Annotated in this window: 14 protein-coding genes; 5 read left to right on the top strand and 9 right to left on the bottom strand. The window is 33.5% G+C overall.

What is annotated here, in order from left to right; genetic code table 11:
• Nucleotides 1-8: 8 nt before the first annotated feature.
• The 7 genes from CLU82_RS14545 to CLU82_RS14510 form a co-directional block, all read right to left on the bottom strand.
• The gene (locus tag CLU82_RS14545; protein WP_100843758.1) at nt 9-1,388 is read right to left on the bottom strand and encodes a sialate O-acetylesterase; all 1,380 of its coding nucleotides are present in this window, start codon (nt 1,386-1,388) and stop codon (nt 9-11) included.
• Nucleotides 1,378-2,460, bottom strand: coding sequence for an SGNH/GDSL hydrolase family protein (locus CLU82_RS14540; protein ID WP_100843757.1), 1,083 nt, complete (start codon nt 2,458-2,460; stop codon nt 1,378-1,380). Before CLU82_RS14540 ends, CLU82_RS14545 begins: the two co-directional genes overlap by 11 nt.
• A 229-nt stretch (nt 2,461-2,689) precedes the next feature.
• The gene (locus tag CLU82_RS14530) at nt 2,690-4,231 is read right to left on the bottom strand and encodes an acyl-CoA carboxylase subunit beta (protein ID WP_100843755.1); all 1,542 of its coding nucleotides are present in this window, start codon (nt 4,229-4,231) and stop codon (nt 2,690-2,692) included.
• Nucleotides 4,232-4,404: 173 nt separating this feature from the next.
• Nucleotides 4,405-5,844 carry an acetyl-CoA carboxylase biotin carboxylase subunit gene (gene accC / locus CLU82_RS14525; RefSeq protein ID WP_100843754.1) on the bottom strand — a complete coding sequence of 480 codons (1,440 nt, stop codon included), beginning with the start codon at nt 5,842-5,844 and terminating at the stop codon, nt 4,405-4,407.
• Between the two features lie 4 nt (nt 5,845-5,848).
• On the bottom strand, nt 5,849-6,334 hold the full coding sequence (locus CLU82_RS14520) for an acetyl-CoA carboxylase biotin carboxyl carrier protein subunit (protein WP_100843753.1): 486 nt from the start codon (nt 6,332-6,334) through the stop codon (nt 5,849-5,851).
• A gap of 222 nt (nt 6,335-6,556) precedes the next feature.
• On the bottom strand, nt 6,557-8,137 hold the full coding sequence (locus CLU82_RS14515; protein WP_100843752.1) for a murein L,D-transpeptidase: 1,581 nt from the start codon (nt 8,135-8,137) through the stop codon (nt 6,557-6,559).
• 255 nt (nt 8,138-8,392) lie between these two features.
• On the bottom strand, nt 8,393-8,797 hold the full coding sequence (locus CLU82_RS14510; RefSeq protein WP_100843751.1) for a DUF1573 domain-containing protein: 405 nt from the start codon (nt 8,795-8,797) through the stop codon (nt 8,393-8,395).
• Nucleotides 8,798-8,972: 175 nt separating this feature from the next.
• Here CLU82_RS14510 and CLU82_RS14505 point away from each other — a divergent pair, with 175 nt between their 5' ends.
• Together CLU82_RS14505 and CLU82_RS14500 are read left to right on the top strand one after the other, a co-directional pair.
• On the top strand, nt 8,973-10,232 hold the full coding sequence (locus CLU82_RS14505) for a sensor histidine kinase KdpD (protein WP_100843750.1): 1,260 nt from the start codon (nt 8,973-8,975) through the stop codon (nt 10,230-10,232).
• Entirely contained in the window at nt 10,232-10,918 is a 687-nt protein-coding gene (locus CLU82_RS14500; protein WP_100843749.1) for a response regulator transcription factor, read from the top strand. Before CLU82_RS14505 ends, CLU82_RS14500 begins: the two co-directional genes overlap by 1 nt.
• On the opposite strand, the gene CLU82_RS14495 is transcribed toward CLU82_RS14500, so the two are convergent.
• Nucleotides 10,919-13,105: a radical SAM protein gene (locus CLU82_RS14495; protein WP_100843748.1), complete on the bottom strand. Its 2,187-nt coding sequence runs from the start codon at nt 13,103-13,105 to the stop codon at nt 10,919-10,921. It abuts the gene before it with no gap.
• A gap of 145 nt (nt 13,106-13,250) precedes the next feature.
• On the opposite strand from CLU82_RS14495, the gene CLU82_RS14490 reads away from it, so the two are divergent.
• Nucleotides 13,251-13,949 carry a hypothetical protein gene (locus CLU82_RS14490; RefSeq protein WP_100843747.1) on the top strand — a complete coding sequence of 233 codons (699 nt, stop codon included), beginning with the start codon at nt 13,251-13,253 and terminating at the stop codon, nt 13,947-13,949.
• An 86-nt stretch (nt 13,950-14,035) separates the two neighbouring features.
• Complete coding sequence (locus tag CLU82_RS14485) at nt 14,036-16,651, top strand: T9SS type B sorting domain-containing protein (RefSeq protein WP_198520227.1); 2,616 nt, start codon at nt 14,036-14,038, stop codon at nt 16,649-16,651.
• A gap of 60 nt (nt 16,652-16,711) precedes the next feature.
• Here CLU82_RS14485 and CLU82_RS14480 read toward each other — a convergent pair whose 3' ends face one another.
• Entirely contained in the window at nt 16,712-17,989 is a 1,278-nt protein-coding gene (locus CLU82_RS14480; protein WP_100843745.1) for an MFS transporter, read from the bottom strand.
• A 247-nt stretch (nt 17,990-18,236) separates the two neighbouring features.
• Here CLU82_RS14480 and CLU82_RS14475 point away from each other — a divergent pair, with 247 nt between their 5' ends.
• The gene (locus tag CLU82_RS14475) at nt 18,237-18,845 is read left to right on the top strand and encodes an RNA polymerase sigma factor (RefSeq protein ID WP_100843744.1); all 609 of its coding nucleotides are present in this window, start codon (nt 18,237-18,239) and stop codon (nt 18,843-18,845) included.
• The last annotated feature ends 88 nt before the right edge of the window (nt 18,846-18,933 follow it).

The following is an 18,933-nucleotide window of genomic DNA, read 5'->3' as shown; positions in this document are numbered from 1 at the left end:
AAATAGAATTATTCGCTTATAAAAGAGGAAGCAGGCAAATTAGCTTTATTAAAAAGCGTTGATTGATCTGTATTTTTCCAAGCATAACGAACTTTCACAGGAACTTTCACTTGAGCCGACTGTACTATGACTGTATTATTTTTAATACTAGCCGTTGCTTTATAAAACACATTATCAGATCCAGCAATTTCAAATAAATCTGCTTTTTTATCTTTAAAATACAAGCCGTCCTCAAAATCAAAAGCAACTACAATTTTATTCTTATCAATTGTAATTCCTTTATATAATGGGCCGTTTACAATGGCAGTATTGGTTTTATAAGTATTCACCAAAGCCAAATTAGCCAAACGAATCCCTACCGATTTTTTATCCTTTGGATGAATATCATCAATTGGCGAAATATCGCTTGTCATCACCATTCCTACGTTCGGAACTTCTTGCAAAACTTTCCGTTGTGCATCTCGAATGATGGAACCGCTGAAATGATCTTCACCATATTTATACGGCGCAATCTGAACAAAATAAAATGGAAAATCATACTTCCATAATTTTCTCCAAGAAGTGATTAATGCCGAAAGTGTTTTATCATAAACCGTAGAACCCACATTGCTTTCACCTTGATACCATAATACTCCGGCAATTTTAAATCCTGTAATTGGTGAAATCATAGCATTAAAAGCTCTTGCAGGTTGATTCGGTCCATAGATTTCTTCTTTTCTAGTCTTAGCTGATTCTAGTAAAACTGAATCATTTTGAATTACTTCTTCTGGCATCCAAATCTCAGCTGGTGTTCCTCCCCAATTCGATGAAATCAAACCAATAGGTACATTTTTTAATTCTTCATTCAATCGCTTTCCAAAAAAGTACCCCACCGCACTAAAATATTTCATAGTCTCAGGTGTACAGTTTGTCCAAGTCCCTGAAAGATTATCCTGTGGGGTTATAGCTGTCAATTTAGGCACTAAAAACAATCGAATATTGGGATTCGTAGCATTTTTTACTGCTTCGTCGCCATTTTCAATTCCCCAACTGGCATTCATTTCCATATTCGATTGTCCAGAACAAATCCAGACTTCGCCTATCAAAATATTTTTTAATACAACTTCATTATAACCTTTAATAGAAATTGTATAAGGGCCACCCTCTTTTGGAGTTGAAATTAAAATCTCCCATTTTGCCTGATTACTAGTTTTAACTTTATACTCCTGATTATTCCAACTTGGTTTAACTACCACTTCTTCCTGTGAATTAGCCCAGCCCCAAATTTTCACTTCAGTATTGCGTTGCAAAACCATATTATCCGAAAACACATTTGGTAACGTAACATTAGCGAAAGCAGTATTTGAAAGAATCAGGAAAAGAACAACTGTAATAAAACTATTTTTCATTTAGTAATTTTTTAAAAACCGGAATCAATTGGTCTGCCATTACTTTATCATCTGCAATATCTGGGTGGTAACCACAACCTTTTGGAGACATTGGTTGGAATTCGAACAATGCAATTGGTTGATGCGCTTTATCATTTTCAAATGTCTGAATCACTTTCTTCAAACATTTTACCAAGGTTACGTTTTTATCACCCGAAACCATTGGACTTGTCAACAAAATAATTCTAGTATTAGGAGTGTGTTTGTAAACCACTTTAATAAAATCAATATAATTAGAAACGTATTTTTCTTCATTAAATGGTAATCTTGCTTTTTTGCCATCACCATCCGAAAGATCATTGGTTCCTAAACAAATACTCACCAAATCAGGCTGAAAAGCAAAATTATACGGTTTCGAGCTATCCTTATTCAAATATAAATTTTGGTAAACATCCGGTAAATTTGGTTCTTCAATGTGGTCGTCATTCCAGTTGCGGTACATTCCGTAGCCAGAAACCGAACTCAATACAAAATCAGCATTCAAGGCTCTAGAAAGTATTGGTCCGTAAGCCCAATAAGCATTGTGTTGGTCATACCAATCTCCACTGCCACATGGAATCGTAGAAAGATCATTTCCGTAACCACACGTAATAGAATCACCTATTAATTCAATTTTCTTTTTACTTTTTGGAGTTGCACTTTCAATAACTTTAGCTGTTGTACCTGCAAATAATACGCCTCCATTGGCTGCTTCTGTAGCTTTATAAATAGCAAGATGGTGCTTTTTATTTTTAGAAGAAACAGTAACTGGATATGATTTTAATTCCCCTTTTTCTATTTTGATACGGCCTACATATTGACCATCAAGTTCTAAAGAGACATAATTTTGGTGATCATAAGTGTCTACATTTTGCAAAGAAATTGCACAAGCATTCCCCTCAAAATCAAATGACACTGAAGATGCTGGGCCAATAAGCATCACTTTACTGTCTCCCAACGGTTCTACTCTACCAGCGAGAACAAATTGTTTATTTTGGGCATTGACAAAATAGGTTAGGAATAAAAATAAGAGGCTGTATTTTTTAAAATTCATGATTTAAGAAATAAAATAATTTATACACAAGAAACAAATTTATAAATTACGGCTATTCCTAAAAGATACTATAATGTCAAATGATAATAAAAAAATACCATTTTTAACCAATTGATGATTTTTACGAGATAAAATTACAATTACGCTAAGCAGAATCAATAAACCTATAAAACCAAAAAACCATCTGAAATCATCAGATGGTTTTAAAATTATAATTCTCATAGAAAGGTTACAAAGGAATATTCCCATGCTTCCTGTCAGGGGTGACACTCACTTTATTTTTAAGCATACTAAACGCTTTAATCAACTTGCGCCTTGTGTCTTGTGGAAGAATCACCTCATCAACAAAGCCACGTTGTGCTGCTGTGTATGGATTCGCAAACAAATCGGCATATTCAGCTTCTTTTTCAAGGAGTTTGGCTTCGTGATCTTCGGCATCGTGGATTTCTTTTTTAAAGATAATTTCTGAAGCACCCTTGGCTCCCATTACGGCAATCTCAGCAGTGGGCCAAGCAAAATTCATATCGGCACCAATGTGTTTAGAGTTCATTACATCATACGCACCACCATAAGCTTTTCTAGTAATTACAGTAACCCTTGGGACAGTTGCTTCGCTTAACGCGTAAAGTAATTTCGCTCCGTGAACAATGATTCCGTTCCACTCTTGGTCAGTTCCTGGCAAAAAGCCCGGCACGTCCACTAACACCAACAACGGAATATTAAATGCATCACAAAAACGAGTAAATCTCGCCGCTTTTATCGAACTGTTTACATCCAGACAACCCGCCAAAAACATCGGTTGATTGGCCACAATTCCAATACTTCGACCTCCCAATCGGGCGAATCCAACAAGAATGTTTTCGGCATAGTTTTTATGAATTTCAAAAAATGAATCTTCGTCTATAATTCCTCCAATCACAGAGTGCATGTCATACGGCTTGTTTGGATTATCTGGAATGATATCTGCCAATTGCATGCGAACCTCATCTTTAAATTCGAAAGGTAAATTGTGTGCTGTTTCTTTATTGTTTTGAGGTAAATAGCTCAATAATCGTTTCAAGTCTTCAAGGCAAACCACGTCATTCGTTGAAGTACAATGTGCCACCCCTGATTTGGTAGAATGCGTACTTGCACCTCCTAATTCCTCAGAAGTAACCGATTCATTGGTTACTGTTTTTACCACATTTGGACCTGTTACAAACATATAACTGGTATCTTCAACCATCATCGTAAAATCGGTCATGGCAGGAGAATAAACAGCTCCACCAGCGCAAGGTCCCATAATCGCTGAGATTTGTGGAATCACACCACTGGCTTGTACATTTCTAAAGAAAATATCAGCATATCCACCCAAAGAACGAACTCCTTCCTGAATACGTGCTCCCCCAGAATCGTTTAACCCAATCATAGGCGCTCCCATTTTGACAGCCATATCCATGATTTTGCATATTTTTTCAGCATGAGTTTCAGATAATGAACCTCCAAAAACAGTGAAATCCTGTGCAAAAATATAAACCAATCTTCCATTAATGGTTCCGTATCCTGTGATAACTCCATCACCATAATACATTTCTTTCTCCATACCAAAATCGGTAGTTCGGTGTGTCACCAACATTCCAATTTCCTCAAAAGAACCTTCATCCATCAAATAATCGATACGTTCTCTTGCCGTTAATTTTTTATTGCTGTGCTGTTTTTCAATACGTTTTTTACCACCACCCAAATGAGCGAGAGCAATTTTATCGTTTAGTGCTTTTATCTTGTCTTGCATACTATCCTTTTTTAACGGCTAATTTTTAATAACCATTTTACTTTTTGCTAAAACCAACTTAACATTTATTTACTTCAGCTAAAGCTGAAATATTTTAAACCATTAAGATATTAAGCAAATTAAGTTTTGTATCTCTAAATGAAACTTAATTCCTTAATGGTTCAATTATTTTTTTAATTTGGTAAGCGTACTATTTTTTGATCTTCAAAATACTGTTTCAATGCTACCAAAGCAGCAATTTCGGCTTCTTTACCAGCTTGTTCTTTTAAAATTTCCGGGCTGTAATATTTCTTTACGAAATGAGTATCAAATTTTCCCGAACGAAACGCTTCGTGTTCAAAAACAAATTTTCCAAAAGACAAAGTCGTACTCACTCCTTCTACCTGATAGTTTTCAATGGCTTTTATCATCAACTGAATCGCTTCTTCGCGTGTTTGTCCATACGTAATCAATTTAGCCAACATTGGATCATAATAAATCGGAATATCCATGCCTTGCTCAAAGCCATTATCAACACGAATTCCTTCGCCAACAGGAATTTTATATACATCCAAATGACCTACACTTGGTAAAAAATCATTCAGCGGGTCTTCGGCATATACACGTAATTCTAGTGCATGTCCTTTTATTTTTAAATCTTCTTGTGCAATCGTTAATGCTTCACCTCTAGCTACTCTAATTTGCAATTCGACCAAATCGGTACCTGTAATCAATTCTGTAACGGGGTGCTCTACTTGCAAACGGGTATTCATTTCGAGGAAGTAGAAATTATTATTTTCGTCTAATAAAAATTCAACGGTTCCTGCTCCTAAATAATCACACGATTTAGCCACCAGAACAGCCGCTTCACCCATTTTTTTACGCAATTCAGGAGTTAGGACAGCCGAAGGAGCTTCTTCAACCACTTTTTGATGACGGCGCTGAATACTGCATTCTCTTTCAAACAAATATAAGATGTTGCCATGACTATCAGCCATAACCTGAATTTCGATATGTCGTGGAGAAGCCACATATTTTTCAATAAAAACCGAACCATCTCCAAAGGCAGCAACTGCTTCACTTATAGCACGATTCATTTGAGATTCAAAATCGGCTTCACTTTCTACCACACGCATTCCTTTTCCACCACCGCCAGCCGAGGCTTTAATCAGGATAGGGAAACCAATTGACGTTGCTGCAAGCTTAGCTTTTTCGATATCCGTAATGGCTTCATCAATACCAGGAACCATCGGAATATTATAGGCTTTAACAGCATCTTTGGCAGCCAATTTGCTTCCCATAATTTTAATAGCATGCGATTTTGGGCCTATAAATATAATTCCGTTCTTTTCACATTCTACAGCAAAATCAGCATTCTCACTCAGGAATCCATATCCTGGATGAATAGCGTCAGCATTCAAGGCTTTAGCGGCTTCAATAATTTTGTTTCCAAGTAAATACGATTGGTTTGAAGGTCCTTCTCCAATCCATACAGCCTCATCGGCAAATTTCACATGTGGTGCATTTCTATCTGTAGTCGAATAAACCGCTACAGTTTTAATGCCCATTTTCTTTGCTGTTTTCATCACCCTAATGGCAATTTCACCTCTATTAGCAACTAGTATTTTTTGCATAATTTTACTCGAATTCAATTAATAATTGCCCTTTCTCTACTGCATCACCAGTACTCACAGCAATAGTTTTGATTACTCCATCTCGTGGTGACAAAAAACTATTCTCCATTTTCATGGCTCCTAGAATGATTAAGTTGTCATTTTCTTTTACGGATTGCCCTACTTCAACACCAATTTCCAAAATCAGTCCAGGCATAGGTGCCTTAATTGCATTTACCTGTTTGATCAGTCCCACTTCAAACCCCATTTCTTTGATCAAAATATCCAAAGGGTTTGAAATTGCCACTTCATAAATAGTATTATTTACCTTAACAGTATAAGATTTATGATTGAAATTCGATGAAATAATTTCAGCTTTATAAGGTGTGTTTTGATGCAATACATGGAACGCATTTGCTTCCGTTGGTATAGCATCCAGTTGAGAAATACTTTCCTTTTCCAAATCAAATTGGAAAATATCATTTACAGTTACTTTGTAATTAGCACTCATTCTTTACTCGTTTTAGGTCAGTAAAAATATAAAAAGAAAACGTTTTCGTGAATAAAAAATCAAATCCAAAACAAAATCATCTGAAAAGCCACAATTAGGGCGTGCCTCCAGTAGAAAAAGAGCCTACTTCACTTTACGCTCATGGGCTCTTTCTCTACTGGCGTCGGGCTATCCGCGTTACTTCGGGAACTTGCTTCTATCCCTCACGCGAGCCCACTACGTCTATTCATCTGTCAATAATTTAATTAGACTTTCGTCTCTTTGATACACATCATCATAAAAATTCATGTTTCCATTTCTATCTACCCAAGCGGTAAAATAACCGATATAAACAGGAACTTTCTTTTTCAATGTGTACCATTTTTCTTTTCCGGCATGCATTGCTTTGTCAATACGTTCAGGAGTCCAAGACGGATCGCCTTTTAATAATTCGACAGCCAATTCTTTTGGTTTTGCTACACGTACACAGCCGTGACTAAATGCTCTGTTTTCTCTTTCAAACAAACTTTTGGCAGGTGTATCGTGTAAATAAATGTTATTGGAATTGGGAAATAAAAATTTCACCAAACCCAAAGAGTTATTCTTTCCAGGCAACTGACGTACCTGCCCATTATTCCATTCTAATTGTTTTTTAGCCAAATAATTTTTATCCTTTGCCATTCCTGGTTTTATCTCCTGATTGATAATACTTTGAGGAATAACCCAATATGGACTAAAAACAATAAACTGCATCATTCCGCTAAAAATCACGGTCTTTGTCATTGCTTTTCCCACCACAACTGGCGAAATGAAACTGATTTCGCCATCGCGAATCACATATAATTTAAACTCTGGTATATTAACTTCAATGAATTCTTTGTCTTTTTCCAATTTAGGATCGATCCAACGACAACGTTCCATATTGACAATAATTGTCTTGATTCTATCCGAAACTGGAACATTCATTTCTTTAATATGTTCTGGTAAAATTATATTTTTTGGTGTTTTACCATGATGCAATTCATAGTTTTTAACTGCTGAAATTAAAACCGTATCGCATACTGCACTTTTGGTATTTTCTTTAATCTCACCAGTTACAAAAAGCCTTTCTCTTATTTGAGCTATTCCAACTGCTGAATCTCCTAATTTGAAATTTTTAAAATCGTCACTAACTTCAATCGCTTTCCAGCCTCCGTTTTTTTCAATTTCCCTGTATTGTTTAAGTACTTCACGCAGTTTATAATATTGACTAAACATTTTATTCTTCTTACTGTCATTAATTGCCGAGTTATGAAAAATAGAATCTGAAAATACCTGATAATTTAGTTTTTTTCTAGGCAAAAGCCATTCTAATGAAGTCGTAGTTTTTTCATCTACTCCATGATATACTTTTGAAGCATAATAAAAGTACAAATTGGTAATCATCAAATCGGTATCAATTTGCGAGAGTTTATTATTCGAAATACGGTCAAAGATTTGATTAACTATCGAATCATATGGAAAATTAGCTTTTAAACCTTCATCTGCCAAACCTCTATATTTATTGAATAAAGTATTTCCGAACTCGACCAAACCTTTATTATCTAACCACAATTGTTTAGAACCTTGCTTTTTGTACAATTTAAGAACTTCTGCTTGATAAGAAACCAATTTAGGGTAGGCTTGATAAAAATTAGAAACTGTGTTACTATCAATTGAAATAGTAAGTTCAGCAATTTCTTTTTTGACCAGTTTTTTTAGAATGATTGTATCTTTACCTGACTTATTACAAGAAAAAGTTATTATGACAATCAATACAATTAATAGTTTGGGAAATGTTTTCATCTTCGAATTATTTTCAATAAAAATAGTAAAGTTTTAATTGAAAATGCAAGTCAAAAAAACGAGCTGTCTCTCTTTAGCCCCGATAGAAGTGAAAATCCTTTTTGTTTTTGCTGCCAAAAACAAAAAGATTGTAACGGATAGCGGGAACTATATTTCTATAAATGCCAAATGCTCTTGCTCCTAAAAATTATTTCCAATAAAAAAACTCCAAATCAAAAGTAATTTGGAGTTTTTAATATAACCTGATTTATTAAATTATATAACTGTTCCTTTAAAAGACAATACCTTTGGAGTTACTTCTGCATTTGTAGTAACGGTAACTGTTTTTGTGAAAGCTCCTTTTGCTGCAGCATTATAAGTAGCGGTAACTTTTGCTGTTTGTCCAGGTTGTATTGGCGTTTTTGTATAATCAGTTGCAGTACATCCACAAGAAGCTTTGACATTGGTAATAATCACAGCGGTTTTTCCAGTATTTTTGAATTCAAAATCGATAGATTTAGGTTTGTTTTGGGGAATTTCTCCTAAATCAATTTGCTCACTTTTCCATATGATTAAAGAAGTTTCTTTTTCAATTTTAGTAGTAACTGTTTTTGTTGGAAGGACATTAAATGACATAAATGCTAAAGTTAAAGCCAGCATCGAAATTTTAATTGTTTTCATAATAGTAATGATTAAAGGTTTAAATAAATAATATTGGTTTGCTAAATTCTATTAATCAAATGTAATCTGAAAAATAACGGGCTCTTGTTAAGCAATTTCAATTGTTTGTTAACGAGTTGTTAATGACTATTATTGACCATATATTTGATTACTTTTGAATTTGAAGAATATAGATTTGAAAATAAATAAACTCAATAGTATCATCGTTCTCGGACTTATTGCCATCATTGGTATTCTGGTAGCACAATTACTTTGGACAAAACAAGCCTTTACACTCGAAGAAAAAAAATTAAGTCAAAAAACACACATTGCATTACTGGAAGTAGCAAAAAAATTATATGAAGGAAGCAACCATGACTTGCCATTGGAAAATCCGGTACAAAAAATCTCCAATGATTATTACGTTGTAAATGTCGATAATGATTTTGAACCTGAAATTTTAGAATACTATTTAAAATCTGAATTCAAAAAAGTTAATATTATGACTGATTTTGAATATGCAATGTACAATTGCCAAAGTGATGAAATGGTTTATGGCAACTATATTTCATTATCCGATAAATCAAAAAAAAAGCAATCCGTTTATTTTCCTAAGCATAAAAACCTGATTTATTATTTTGCTATTCGGTTTCCAAATGACACGAGCTATTTATTTAGTTCTTTGAAGTTTTGGTTAGTACTTTCATTGGTATTAATAGTTATTTTATTGATTTATGTCTATTCTATATTTACACTTTTGCAACAAAAAAAATACTCCGAATTGCAACGTGATTTCATCAATAATATGACACATGAATTCAAAACGCCTCTCTCATCCATACTCATAGCATCTAATTACCTGATAAAACAAGACAAAATTAAATCGGATGAGAAACTACATAACTATACCAATATTATCATCAACCAAAGTGGTAAGCTCGATCATCATATCGAGAAAATACTAAATGTGGCAAAATCTGATAATTCTCCCTTGGTTTTAAATAAAGAAAATATTTTAATTACTCCGATTATTGAAGATGTTATCGAGAATATACGCTTAAAATATCCAATAGTTGATATCAAAATTGAAACACAAAATAAAGATTATACTATTGAAGCCGATTCGTTTCATTTTACCAATTTGGTTTACAATCTCATTGATAATTCAGTGAAATATTGCGAGCACAATCCCGAAATTTCTATTCGTTTATCAAAGGATAACCGTTATTTTAAACTCGAATTTATTGACAACGGCATTGGCATTTCCAATAAAAACATTTCGTTTATATTTGATAAATTCTACAGAATTCCAAGTTCAAAAAGCAATGAAATAAATGGTTTTGGGCTGGGATTATATTATGTAAAAAAAATATGTGACTTACATAATTGGAAAATAAATGCCAAAAACAATCTTAAAAATGGCATTACAATAACACTTTTAATCCCTCAGAAATAATGCAGCCAATCAAAATTATTTATGCAGAAGATGATGAAACACTTGCTTATTTAACCAAAGATAATTTGGAACAAAATAAATATGAGGTCACTCATTGTGGTGATGGAAAATCGTGTTTTGAAACCTTCAAAAAAGAGCGTTTTGACATTTGCATTCTTGACATTATGCTCCCAAAAATGGACGGATTTGAATTAGCTACCGAAATCCGAAAAATCAATAGTGAGATTCCTATTATTTTTCTTTCTGCCAAAACATTAAAAGAAGACCGCATTAAAGGATTGCGATTGGGAGCTGATGATTATCTTGTGAAACCTTTTAGTATTGAAGAATTGCTTTTGAAAATTGAAATTTTCTTAAAACGCTCACAGAAAAACACTTCTTTTGAAAAATTGATTTATACTGTTGGGAAATACCATTTTGACAGTAAAAATTATCTGGTTTTTAATGAATCAGAAAAAATAAATCTAACACAACGTGAAGCCGAATTACTAAAATTGTTTCTAGATAATAAAAATGCAGTGATGAAAAGAGAGCAAATCTTAACTTCACTTTGGGGTGATGACGACTATTTTATGGGACGAAGTCTGGATGTGTTTATTTCGAGATTACGAAAAATACTGGCCAATGAAAAAGGCATATCCATCGAAAATCTGCATGGTATTGGTTTTAAATTTGTTTGTGATTAATTACAACACTAATAATCCAAATTCCCGCAATGTATTCACAGGTTTGGAGTACCAAAACAATTCAAAATCTTCCAATTGGATTTCAAAATCAGTTTTTACTTCCTGAAAAGAATGAATTTTAGATTTAGAAACCGATAGTTTTTCAAGTATTTGAACCAACCACTCCCCTTCTGCTTTATTGGTTTGAATCGTAAAACTTTCTTTTTTATCATGAAAAGTCAAAGTCATCATTTCCCAGGAATTTCCTTTTTTAGATTTGGTAAAATGTTCAAAGGATGGTTTTCCTCCTAACCAAACCATTTTGGCAGTAGGTTTAGTATTAAAATCGGTTTCTTCCTGAAGTGCATCAAAAATAAAATCAGAACCTATTTTTGTCTTTGGTATTTTGAAATCAAACCAATCCTGCAGCTCGTAATCAAAACAAATTCCGTGCATGAAATTGAACAGCGATTTCTTCAATCCGAAACTAAATTTATCGTGATCAATTCCTGTTTTATCGACATAATTAATATCGTTATTAGCAAAAGTTCCAATAACTTCGGTTTCTTTGGTAACGCCAAATTTCTCTGGATACAATCCAACAGGACTGTGTGCAGTCATCGCAAATTGATGCCAAAATCCTGATTGTAACACGCCTGCTTCAAAGAGTTGACGCACCATTTCTAAACTATCAACCGTTTCCTGAATGGTCTGCGTTGGATATCCGTACATCAAATACGCATGAACCATTACACCTGCTTCGGTAAAGTTGCGAGTCACTTTGGCTACTTGCTCTACAGTTACACCTTTGTCAATCAATTGTAATAATCTGTCCGAAGCTACTTCAAGTCCGCCTGAAACAGCAATACAGCCAGAAGCTTTTAATAGCAAACATAAATCGGCAGAAAAGCTTTTTTCGAATCGAATGTTCGTCCACCAGGTTACTGATAATTTTCGTCGAAGAATTTCGAGTGCCAAAGCACGCATCAATGCTGGCGGAGCAGCTTCATCTACAAAATGAAAACCATTTTCGCCCGTTTGAGCGATCATTTCCTCCATTCGGTCGCACAACAAATTGGCTGCAACGGGTTCGTAAACCTTTATATAATCTAATGAAATATCGCAGAATGTACATTTTCCCCAATAACAACCATGCGCCATCGTTAGTTTATTCCAACGTCCATCACTCCACATTCTATGCATTGGATTCACAATTTCGATAACCGAAATGTATTTATCCAAAAGTAAATCCGAATAATCTGGTGTTCCTACTTGAGATTGTTTGTAATCATGTTTTAGTGAATTATTTTTATAAACGACTTTTCCATTTTCTAAAAGGAAAGTTCTTTTATAGGCATTGTAATCAGGATTTTCGATACTTGAAATCAATTCTTCAATTGGCGTTTCTCCATCATCCAAAGTAATATAATCGAAAAATTCAAAAACACGCGCATCCGAAAGTGACCTTAACTCAGTATTTGGAAAACCACCTCCCATCGAAATTTTGATGTTTGGATAATGTTTTTTTACCCATTGAGCTGAACGAAAAGCAGAATATAAATTCCCTGGAAACGGAACTGAAATCAAGAATAAAGTCGGCTGAACGGTTTCTATTCTTTCTTTTAAAATCAAAAGTAAAATTTTATCAATATAAGTTGGTTCTTGTTGCAAAGCTTCGTACAATTCATCAAAAGAATTAGCACTACGGCCTAACCTTTCAGCATAACGGCTAAAGCCAAAATTGGCATCGACACATTCTACAATATAATCCGAGATATCTTCGAGATACAAAGTCGCCAAATGCTTGGCTTTGTCCTGCGTTCCCATCGTTCCGAAAGCCCAATCCAATTCTTCTAATTGTGCAAAACGAGAAGCTTCCGGCAAATAATCTTCCTGACAAATTTGTAGCGCTAATGTTGGATTTTTTCCCTGTAAAAAAGCAATAACCGAATCTATTGTTTTGATGTATTCGTCTTGTAAAGCTACTATTCGTTTGCAGTTGTCTGTTGTTGGTCGTTGGTCGTTGGATTCGAATAAATCGATTAATCCTTGCTTTGAAAACAATTTCAAAATCACCTCAATTCCTAAATCTGCCTGAACGGATTCTATGTTTATCGTATTCAAAAAACCCTTGATATAAGCGGTTGCTGGATACGGTGTATTCAGTTGGGTAAACGGTGGCGTTATTAGGAAAAGTTTGGTTTTCAAAATTGAGATTGTTTTGTGCAAAAATACAGGATATTTATAATCTTTTCAGGAAAAGATTATAGAAGCTTTTTATCTTTTGCTATTGGAAATTTCAGAACCATTTTGTAAACTTTTAACTATATTTGCGAGGCCTTAAATCATACTTATGAAGCGAATTTTACTTTTATTATTCTTATTGTTTTTTATTCCAGCATTTTCTCAATACAAAAACCAGTCTATTGGTTTTAAAGAAAATAAAGGACAAATTATTGATCAAAAAGGCAACCCCAATAAGGCCGTAAAATATCTATTAAACTCAGGTGGATTAAATGTTCAGCTAAGAAAAAATGGTTTTTCATATGATATTTATGAAGTAAAAAAAGTACCTATCTTACATTTAGAAACCGCAAAACCACTTCCTTACCAAATTCCCGAAAAAGATAAAACAAAGCAACCTGACTTTACTTTAGAATATACTTATCATAGAATTGATATTGACTTTGTCAATTCAAATTCTAAGGTTGAATTGTTCACAGATCAGCAATCAAAAGATTTTGACAATTATTATAATGTCCCTAACAAACCCGAAGGAATTGTTGATGTTCATCAATTCAAACAAGTAACATATAAAAATATCTATCCTAATATTGATGTAGTTTTCACTGTTCCAAAAGACACTTTAAAAACGGTGGAATACAATTTTGTGGTTCATCCAAAAGGTAAAATATCAGATATTCAATTAAAATTTAAAGGAGCAGAAACTAATTTGGTTGATAACAAAATCCAAATGAATGTTCGTTTTGGAAAAATGGAAGAAACACTTCCTGCAAGCTGGACTGAAGATAAAACTAGCAAAAAAAAATAGCAGTTGGATATAGAAAAATCAAGAACGATGTTTATGGTTTTGAAACTTCAAGTCAGTTTTCTGACAAGACCTTGATTATTGATCCAGTGCCTGTGCGACTTTGGGGTACTTTTTATGGGGATGATGGTGGTGTGCAATTTACAGATATCGATTCTGACAAAAATGGTAACATTTATTTTTCAGGAAATATAACTCAAGCATCAAGTATTTACGCAAGTTCAGGGGCACACCAAACTACTTCTTTAAACTCTTCTTATTTTATAGGTGATGCTATTATTGCAAAATTTGATATGAATGGAAACAGAGTATGGGGTACTTATTATGGCGGAATAGAGAGTGATAAAATTAATGGCTTAGTAGTCGACAAACAAGGCGATATTGTTGTCGTAGGCTCAACTTTTAGCTTTACTAATATTTCAACAGCTAATTCTTTCAAACCAATAAAAAGCCCTATATCTCCAAAATCAACAGGAGATAATATAGACGCTTTTATTGTAAAATTTAATTCATCCGGTATTAGACTTTGGGGAACTTATTTTGGGGATTTTGAAGATGATTCAGCTTCTGATGTAGATATTGACATTAACAACAATATCTATGTTGTAGGGAAAACAAATAGTACTAATAATATTTCAGCAAATAATAACTTTCAAACAAATTTAAATAGAGAAGTAGGAACAATCCCTGACCGCCCAGATGCTTTTTTAATCAAATTTAATTCTAACGGGAATTTAATTTGGGGTACATATGCCGGAGGTGAAGATGATGATTATTTTACAACTATAAAAGTCGCTAAAAATTATTTAGTTATCGGAGGTAATTCAAGGAGCTTTAACCATATTTCAACTCCAGGAGTTTTTCAAGAAAATAAGTACACTACTGATTTCGCTAATGACGGAACTATTTACAAATTTACATTAAATGGTCAAAGACTTTGGAGTACATATTATTCAGGAGAAAGAGCATCAGATATCAAATCGATTGACGTTGATGATGAGGATAATGTGTACATAGGAGGCTTTACTTACAGCCATTATAATATTGCTACACCTGGTAGTTTCGATGATTTTAATCCCGAATGGAACTATACTGGCTTTTTTGCAAAATTAAATGCTAATGGACAGCGAATATGGGGATCTTATCTAGGGTATTCCACAGATATTAATTCTTTAAAATTTAAAAATAATTCAATTTACATTAGTGGTCAAGGTAGCAATGACCCATCAATTATTACCCCTTGTGCATATAGGAAAAATAATTCAGAAGGATATTTAGGTAAATTCACAAAAAACTGTGAATTAGTCTTTGGTACATTAACCGGAGGAAATTCATATCCGTTCTATCAGACAAATAAAATTTGTTTTGACAATAATAATGACATTATAATAGGTGGAGATACTGAACAAAATAATGGAATTGCTGATGCAAGCTCTTATCAGCCAAATATTAATGGTTTTTCAAATTTTTATTTGATAAAATTTCATGAACCAGAGTCTATTGTTATTCCTGAACTGAAAAGTAACTCCCCTATCTGCATTGGAAATTCTTTAGATTTTAAATCCTCAGGAGGAACGACTTATAACTGGACTGGTCCAAACGGTTTTACATCAACCGATCCAAACCCAATTATAACAAATGTATCCGCATTAAACAGTGGTGAATACAGTTGTACAATTTCAGGAACAAATGCCTGTCCCGAAACTAAAAAAATTAATATTGTTGTTGGTGATTTTGTTGCGCCAGTCCCAGATTTAAAAACGCTACCAACAATAACAGGCGATTGTCAAACAATATTAAGCACAATTCCAACAGCAACTGATACTTGTACAGGAGCAATCACAGGTACAACCACAAGTCCACTCTCCTATACATTACCTGGTACTTATACTATTACATGGAATTACAATGATGGAAACGGAAATAGTTCAACACAAAATCAAACAGTAATTATTAACAGTCAACCTCAGCCAACAGCAAATTCTCCACAAACATTTTGTATTGATGAGAATGCAAGTATTTCAAATATTGCAATTATTGGTCAAAACCTAATATGGTATGATACTCAAACGGCAGGGAATATTTTATCAAGTACTTCAATTCTTGAAAACAAAACATATTATGTAACCCAAACCAATACTAATTGCGAAAGTAACAGACGTGCTATTGCTATAAAAATACAAGATACTCAAGCTCCAATTGGCGATTTAAATCAAAGTTTCTGTAAACAACAAAATGCTACAATAAATACAATTAAAATTTTTGGTGAAAATATAAAGTGGTACAATGACATTTTAACTGGAACAAATTTATCCGTATCAACTCCTCTTGAAAACGGAATTACTTATTATGCCTCGCAAACTATTCATGATTGCGAAAGTACCAGAACTCCAATAACAATTCAAATTCTGGAAGCCACAACTGCTAAATGTATTAATTATGTAGATGAACTTCCTTTTCCTAAATTCTTTACACCAAATAATGATGGTTACAATGACACATGGACAATTGATTTTGCTTATTTGAAACCAAACTCAGGAATTAGAATTTTTGACCGTTATGGAAAACTCATCAAAGAATTAGCTACTAATACTTCATGGGATGGAAACTTTTTAAATCAACCCTTACCCTCAACAGATTATTGGTTTATAGTTACCCGCATAAATGGAGCCGAATTTAAAAGTCATTTTAGCTTAAAACGATAAAAATAAAAAAGGCCTTCTGAAAAATTTCAGAAGACCTTTTTGTTATACACTACTCGTGTTTTAAAACTTATGTTCCTTCTTACTAATCACTAATAAAGCGAACAAAGAAATACAAGCCGCAAACGTCAAGTAAAACCCAACATAAGTCAAACTATAAGTTGATGCCAACCAAATAGCAATCATTGGGGCAAACGCTGCACCAAGAATTCCAGCCATATTAAAAGTTAGTGAAGCTCCTGAATATCGAACAGTAGTAGGAAATAATTCAGATAAAAAAGTTCCTAAAGGTCCGTAAGTGAATCCCATCAAAGCCATTCCTGTACACAAAAAGAAAGTAACCATTACTGTGCTTCCTGAATTCATAAAATACGAAAAGAAAAAGCCAAAAACCGCAATAGCAGTCGTAGCCATAATCAACATTTTGCGACGTCCAATTTTATCAGCAATTAACGCAGAAATTGGAATAAACAATGCGAAAAACAACACCGCAAACAACTGAATCAATAAAAAATCTCTTTTTTCGAAACCCAAATCCGAAGTTGCCCAACTCAAGGTAAAAACGGTCATTAGATAAAAAACCAAGAAAGTTGTCACAGCTGCCAATGTTCCAAAAATTAATTGATTTTTATAAGACTTCACCAATGTAAAAAAAGGAATTTTAACCTCTTCATGTTCTTTTTTTGAATTTTCAAAAGAAGGTGTTTCGGTAATTTTAGTTCGGATATAAAAACCAACCACAACCAAAAGTGAACTGGCAATAAAAGGAATTCTCCAGCCATAATCCATAAAATCCTGGCTACTCATTGAATCAGTCAACAATAAAAAAGTTCCTCCTGAAAGCAGTAAACCAATTGGCGCACCCAATTGCGGAAACATACCATACCAAGCGCGTTTGTTGGGTGGTGCATTTTCAATAGCTAATAAAACAGCTCCTCCCCACTCGCCACCTAATCCAACACCTTGTCCAAAACGACACAACATTAATAGTAAAGGAGCGGCAACACCTATACTGGCATAACTCGGTAAAAAACCAATAGTCACAGTCGATATTCCCATTGTTAATAGAGCTGCTACTAAAGTAAATTTACGCCCTATTTTATCTCCATAATGCCCAAAAAATGCAGAACCCAAAGGACGTGATAAAAAAGCTATCGAAAAGGTTGCCAACGATTCTAACGTTGCCATCGTAGTATCTGAACTTGGAAAAAATAATTGTGGAAAAACCAACACCGCAGCATTGGCATAAATATAAAAGTCAAAAAATTCGATTGTGGTACCAATAAGGCTACCAAAAAGAACATGTTTTAAAGAGTTCTTTTTATTTTGGTCTTGTTCCATGCGGGTTTAATATAGTTTTTTAAAGAAAATAGGATGTAAAAATGAATTTTATTTTTGAATGTGGCAAATATTTGGTTTTATTATTTTTAAACCTTTTTTATTTAGACAATCAAAAAAATATAGCTCCATTTTATCAAAAAAATAAATCGACACATAAAAAGAACAAAAACTTGGTATTTTGTTAAAAAAAACGTAAAATTACAAAAAATTAACGGTCCCTTAATAATCAAATAGCCTCAAATTAACCTTGAAGACTCAATTTAAACATACATATACTTTAGATGATTTCACATTATGGAATAATTTGAAAGCGGGTGATGAAAAAGCTTTTTCGATACTTTTTGAAAAATATTATTCGGATTTAGTTCGCTATGGTAATTCTCTATGTTCATATGACGACAAAGTACAGGATTGTGTTCAGGATGTTTTTACAGATATTTGGGTGTATCGAGAATCACTTTCCGCTAGTGTTATTGTTAAGGCTTATTTATTATCCAGTGTTCGTAAAAGAATTGGAAGATTGTACAAACGTGATCCTTTTTTCAAAAAAGGAATCAATATAGAAACTACTGAATTTCTATTTGATTTCTCCATTGAGCAACAATTAATTGATGATGAAATTACCGCCGAAAAAGTATTACAACTTAATATGCTAATTAACAACTTGCCATCTAGACAAAAAGAAGCTTTGTACCTGCGTTATCATCAACAGTTAACGGTAGAACAAATTGCCGAAATAATGATGGTTAATTATCAGTCGGCAAGTAATATTTTATTTAGAGGAATACAGAACTTACGTAAAGATTGGAAAGAAAATATCTCAATAATTTTAATATTATCCTCTTCATTTATCTAGGTATTAAAATATTTATTCATGATTATTAAAAAAAAATCATAATTAGGTGAGTATATAATAAAAGAAGTGTCCTTATTGTTTTTGTAAC

This window comes from Flavobacterium sp. 5, assembly GCF_002813295.1.
GTDB lineage: Bacteria > Bacteroidota > Bacteroidia > Flavobacteriales > Flavobacteriaceae > Flavobacterium.
The sequence above is the reverse complement of the archived record's forward strand: the minus strand, read 5'-3'. Positions and strand labels throughout refer to the sequence as shown.

Excerpts from the sequence above, each read along its gene's own strand:
- CLU82_RS14545 (WP_100843758.1), bottom strand. The coding sequence starts at position 1,388 with ATGAAAAATAGTTTTATTACAGTTGTTCTTTTCCTGATTCTTTCAAAT.
- CLU82_RS14540 (WP_100843757.1), bottom strand. The coding sequence starts at position 2,460 with ATGAATTTTAAAAAATACAGCCTCTTATTTTTATTCCTAACCTATTTT.
- CLU82_RS14530 (WP_100843755.1), bottom strand. The coding sequence starts at position 4,231 with ATGCAAGACAAGATAAAAGCACTAAACGATAAAATTGCTCTCGCTCAT.
- accC (WP_100843754.1), bottom strand. The coding sequence starts at position 5,844 with ATGCAAAAAATACTAGTTGCTAATAGAGGTGAAATTGCCATTAGGGTG.
- CLU82_RS14520 (WP_100843753.1), bottom strand. The coding sequence starts at position 6,334 with ATGAGTGCTAATTACAAAGTAACTGTAAATGATATTTTCCAATTTGAT.
- CLU82_RS14515 (WP_100843752.1), bottom strand. The coding sequence starts at position 8,137 with ATGAAAACATTTCCCAAACTATTAATTGTATTGATTGTCATAATAACT.
- CLU82_RS14510 (WP_100843751.1), bottom strand. The coding sequence starts at position 8,797 with ATGAAAACAATTAAAATTTCGATGCTGGCTTTAACTTTAGCATTTATG.
- CLU82_RS14500 (WP_100843749.1), top strand. The coding sequence starts at position 10,232 with ATGCAGCCAATCAAAATTATTTATGCAGAAGATGATGAAACACTTGCT.
- CLU82_RS14490 (WP_100843747.1), top strand. The coding sequence starts at position 13,251 with ATGAAGCGAATTTTACTTTTATTATTCTTATTGTTTTTTATTCCAGCA.
- CLU82_RS14480 (WP_100843745.1), bottom strand. The coding sequence starts at position 17,989 with ATGGAACAAGACCAAAATAAAAAGAACTCTTTAAAACATGTTCTTTTT.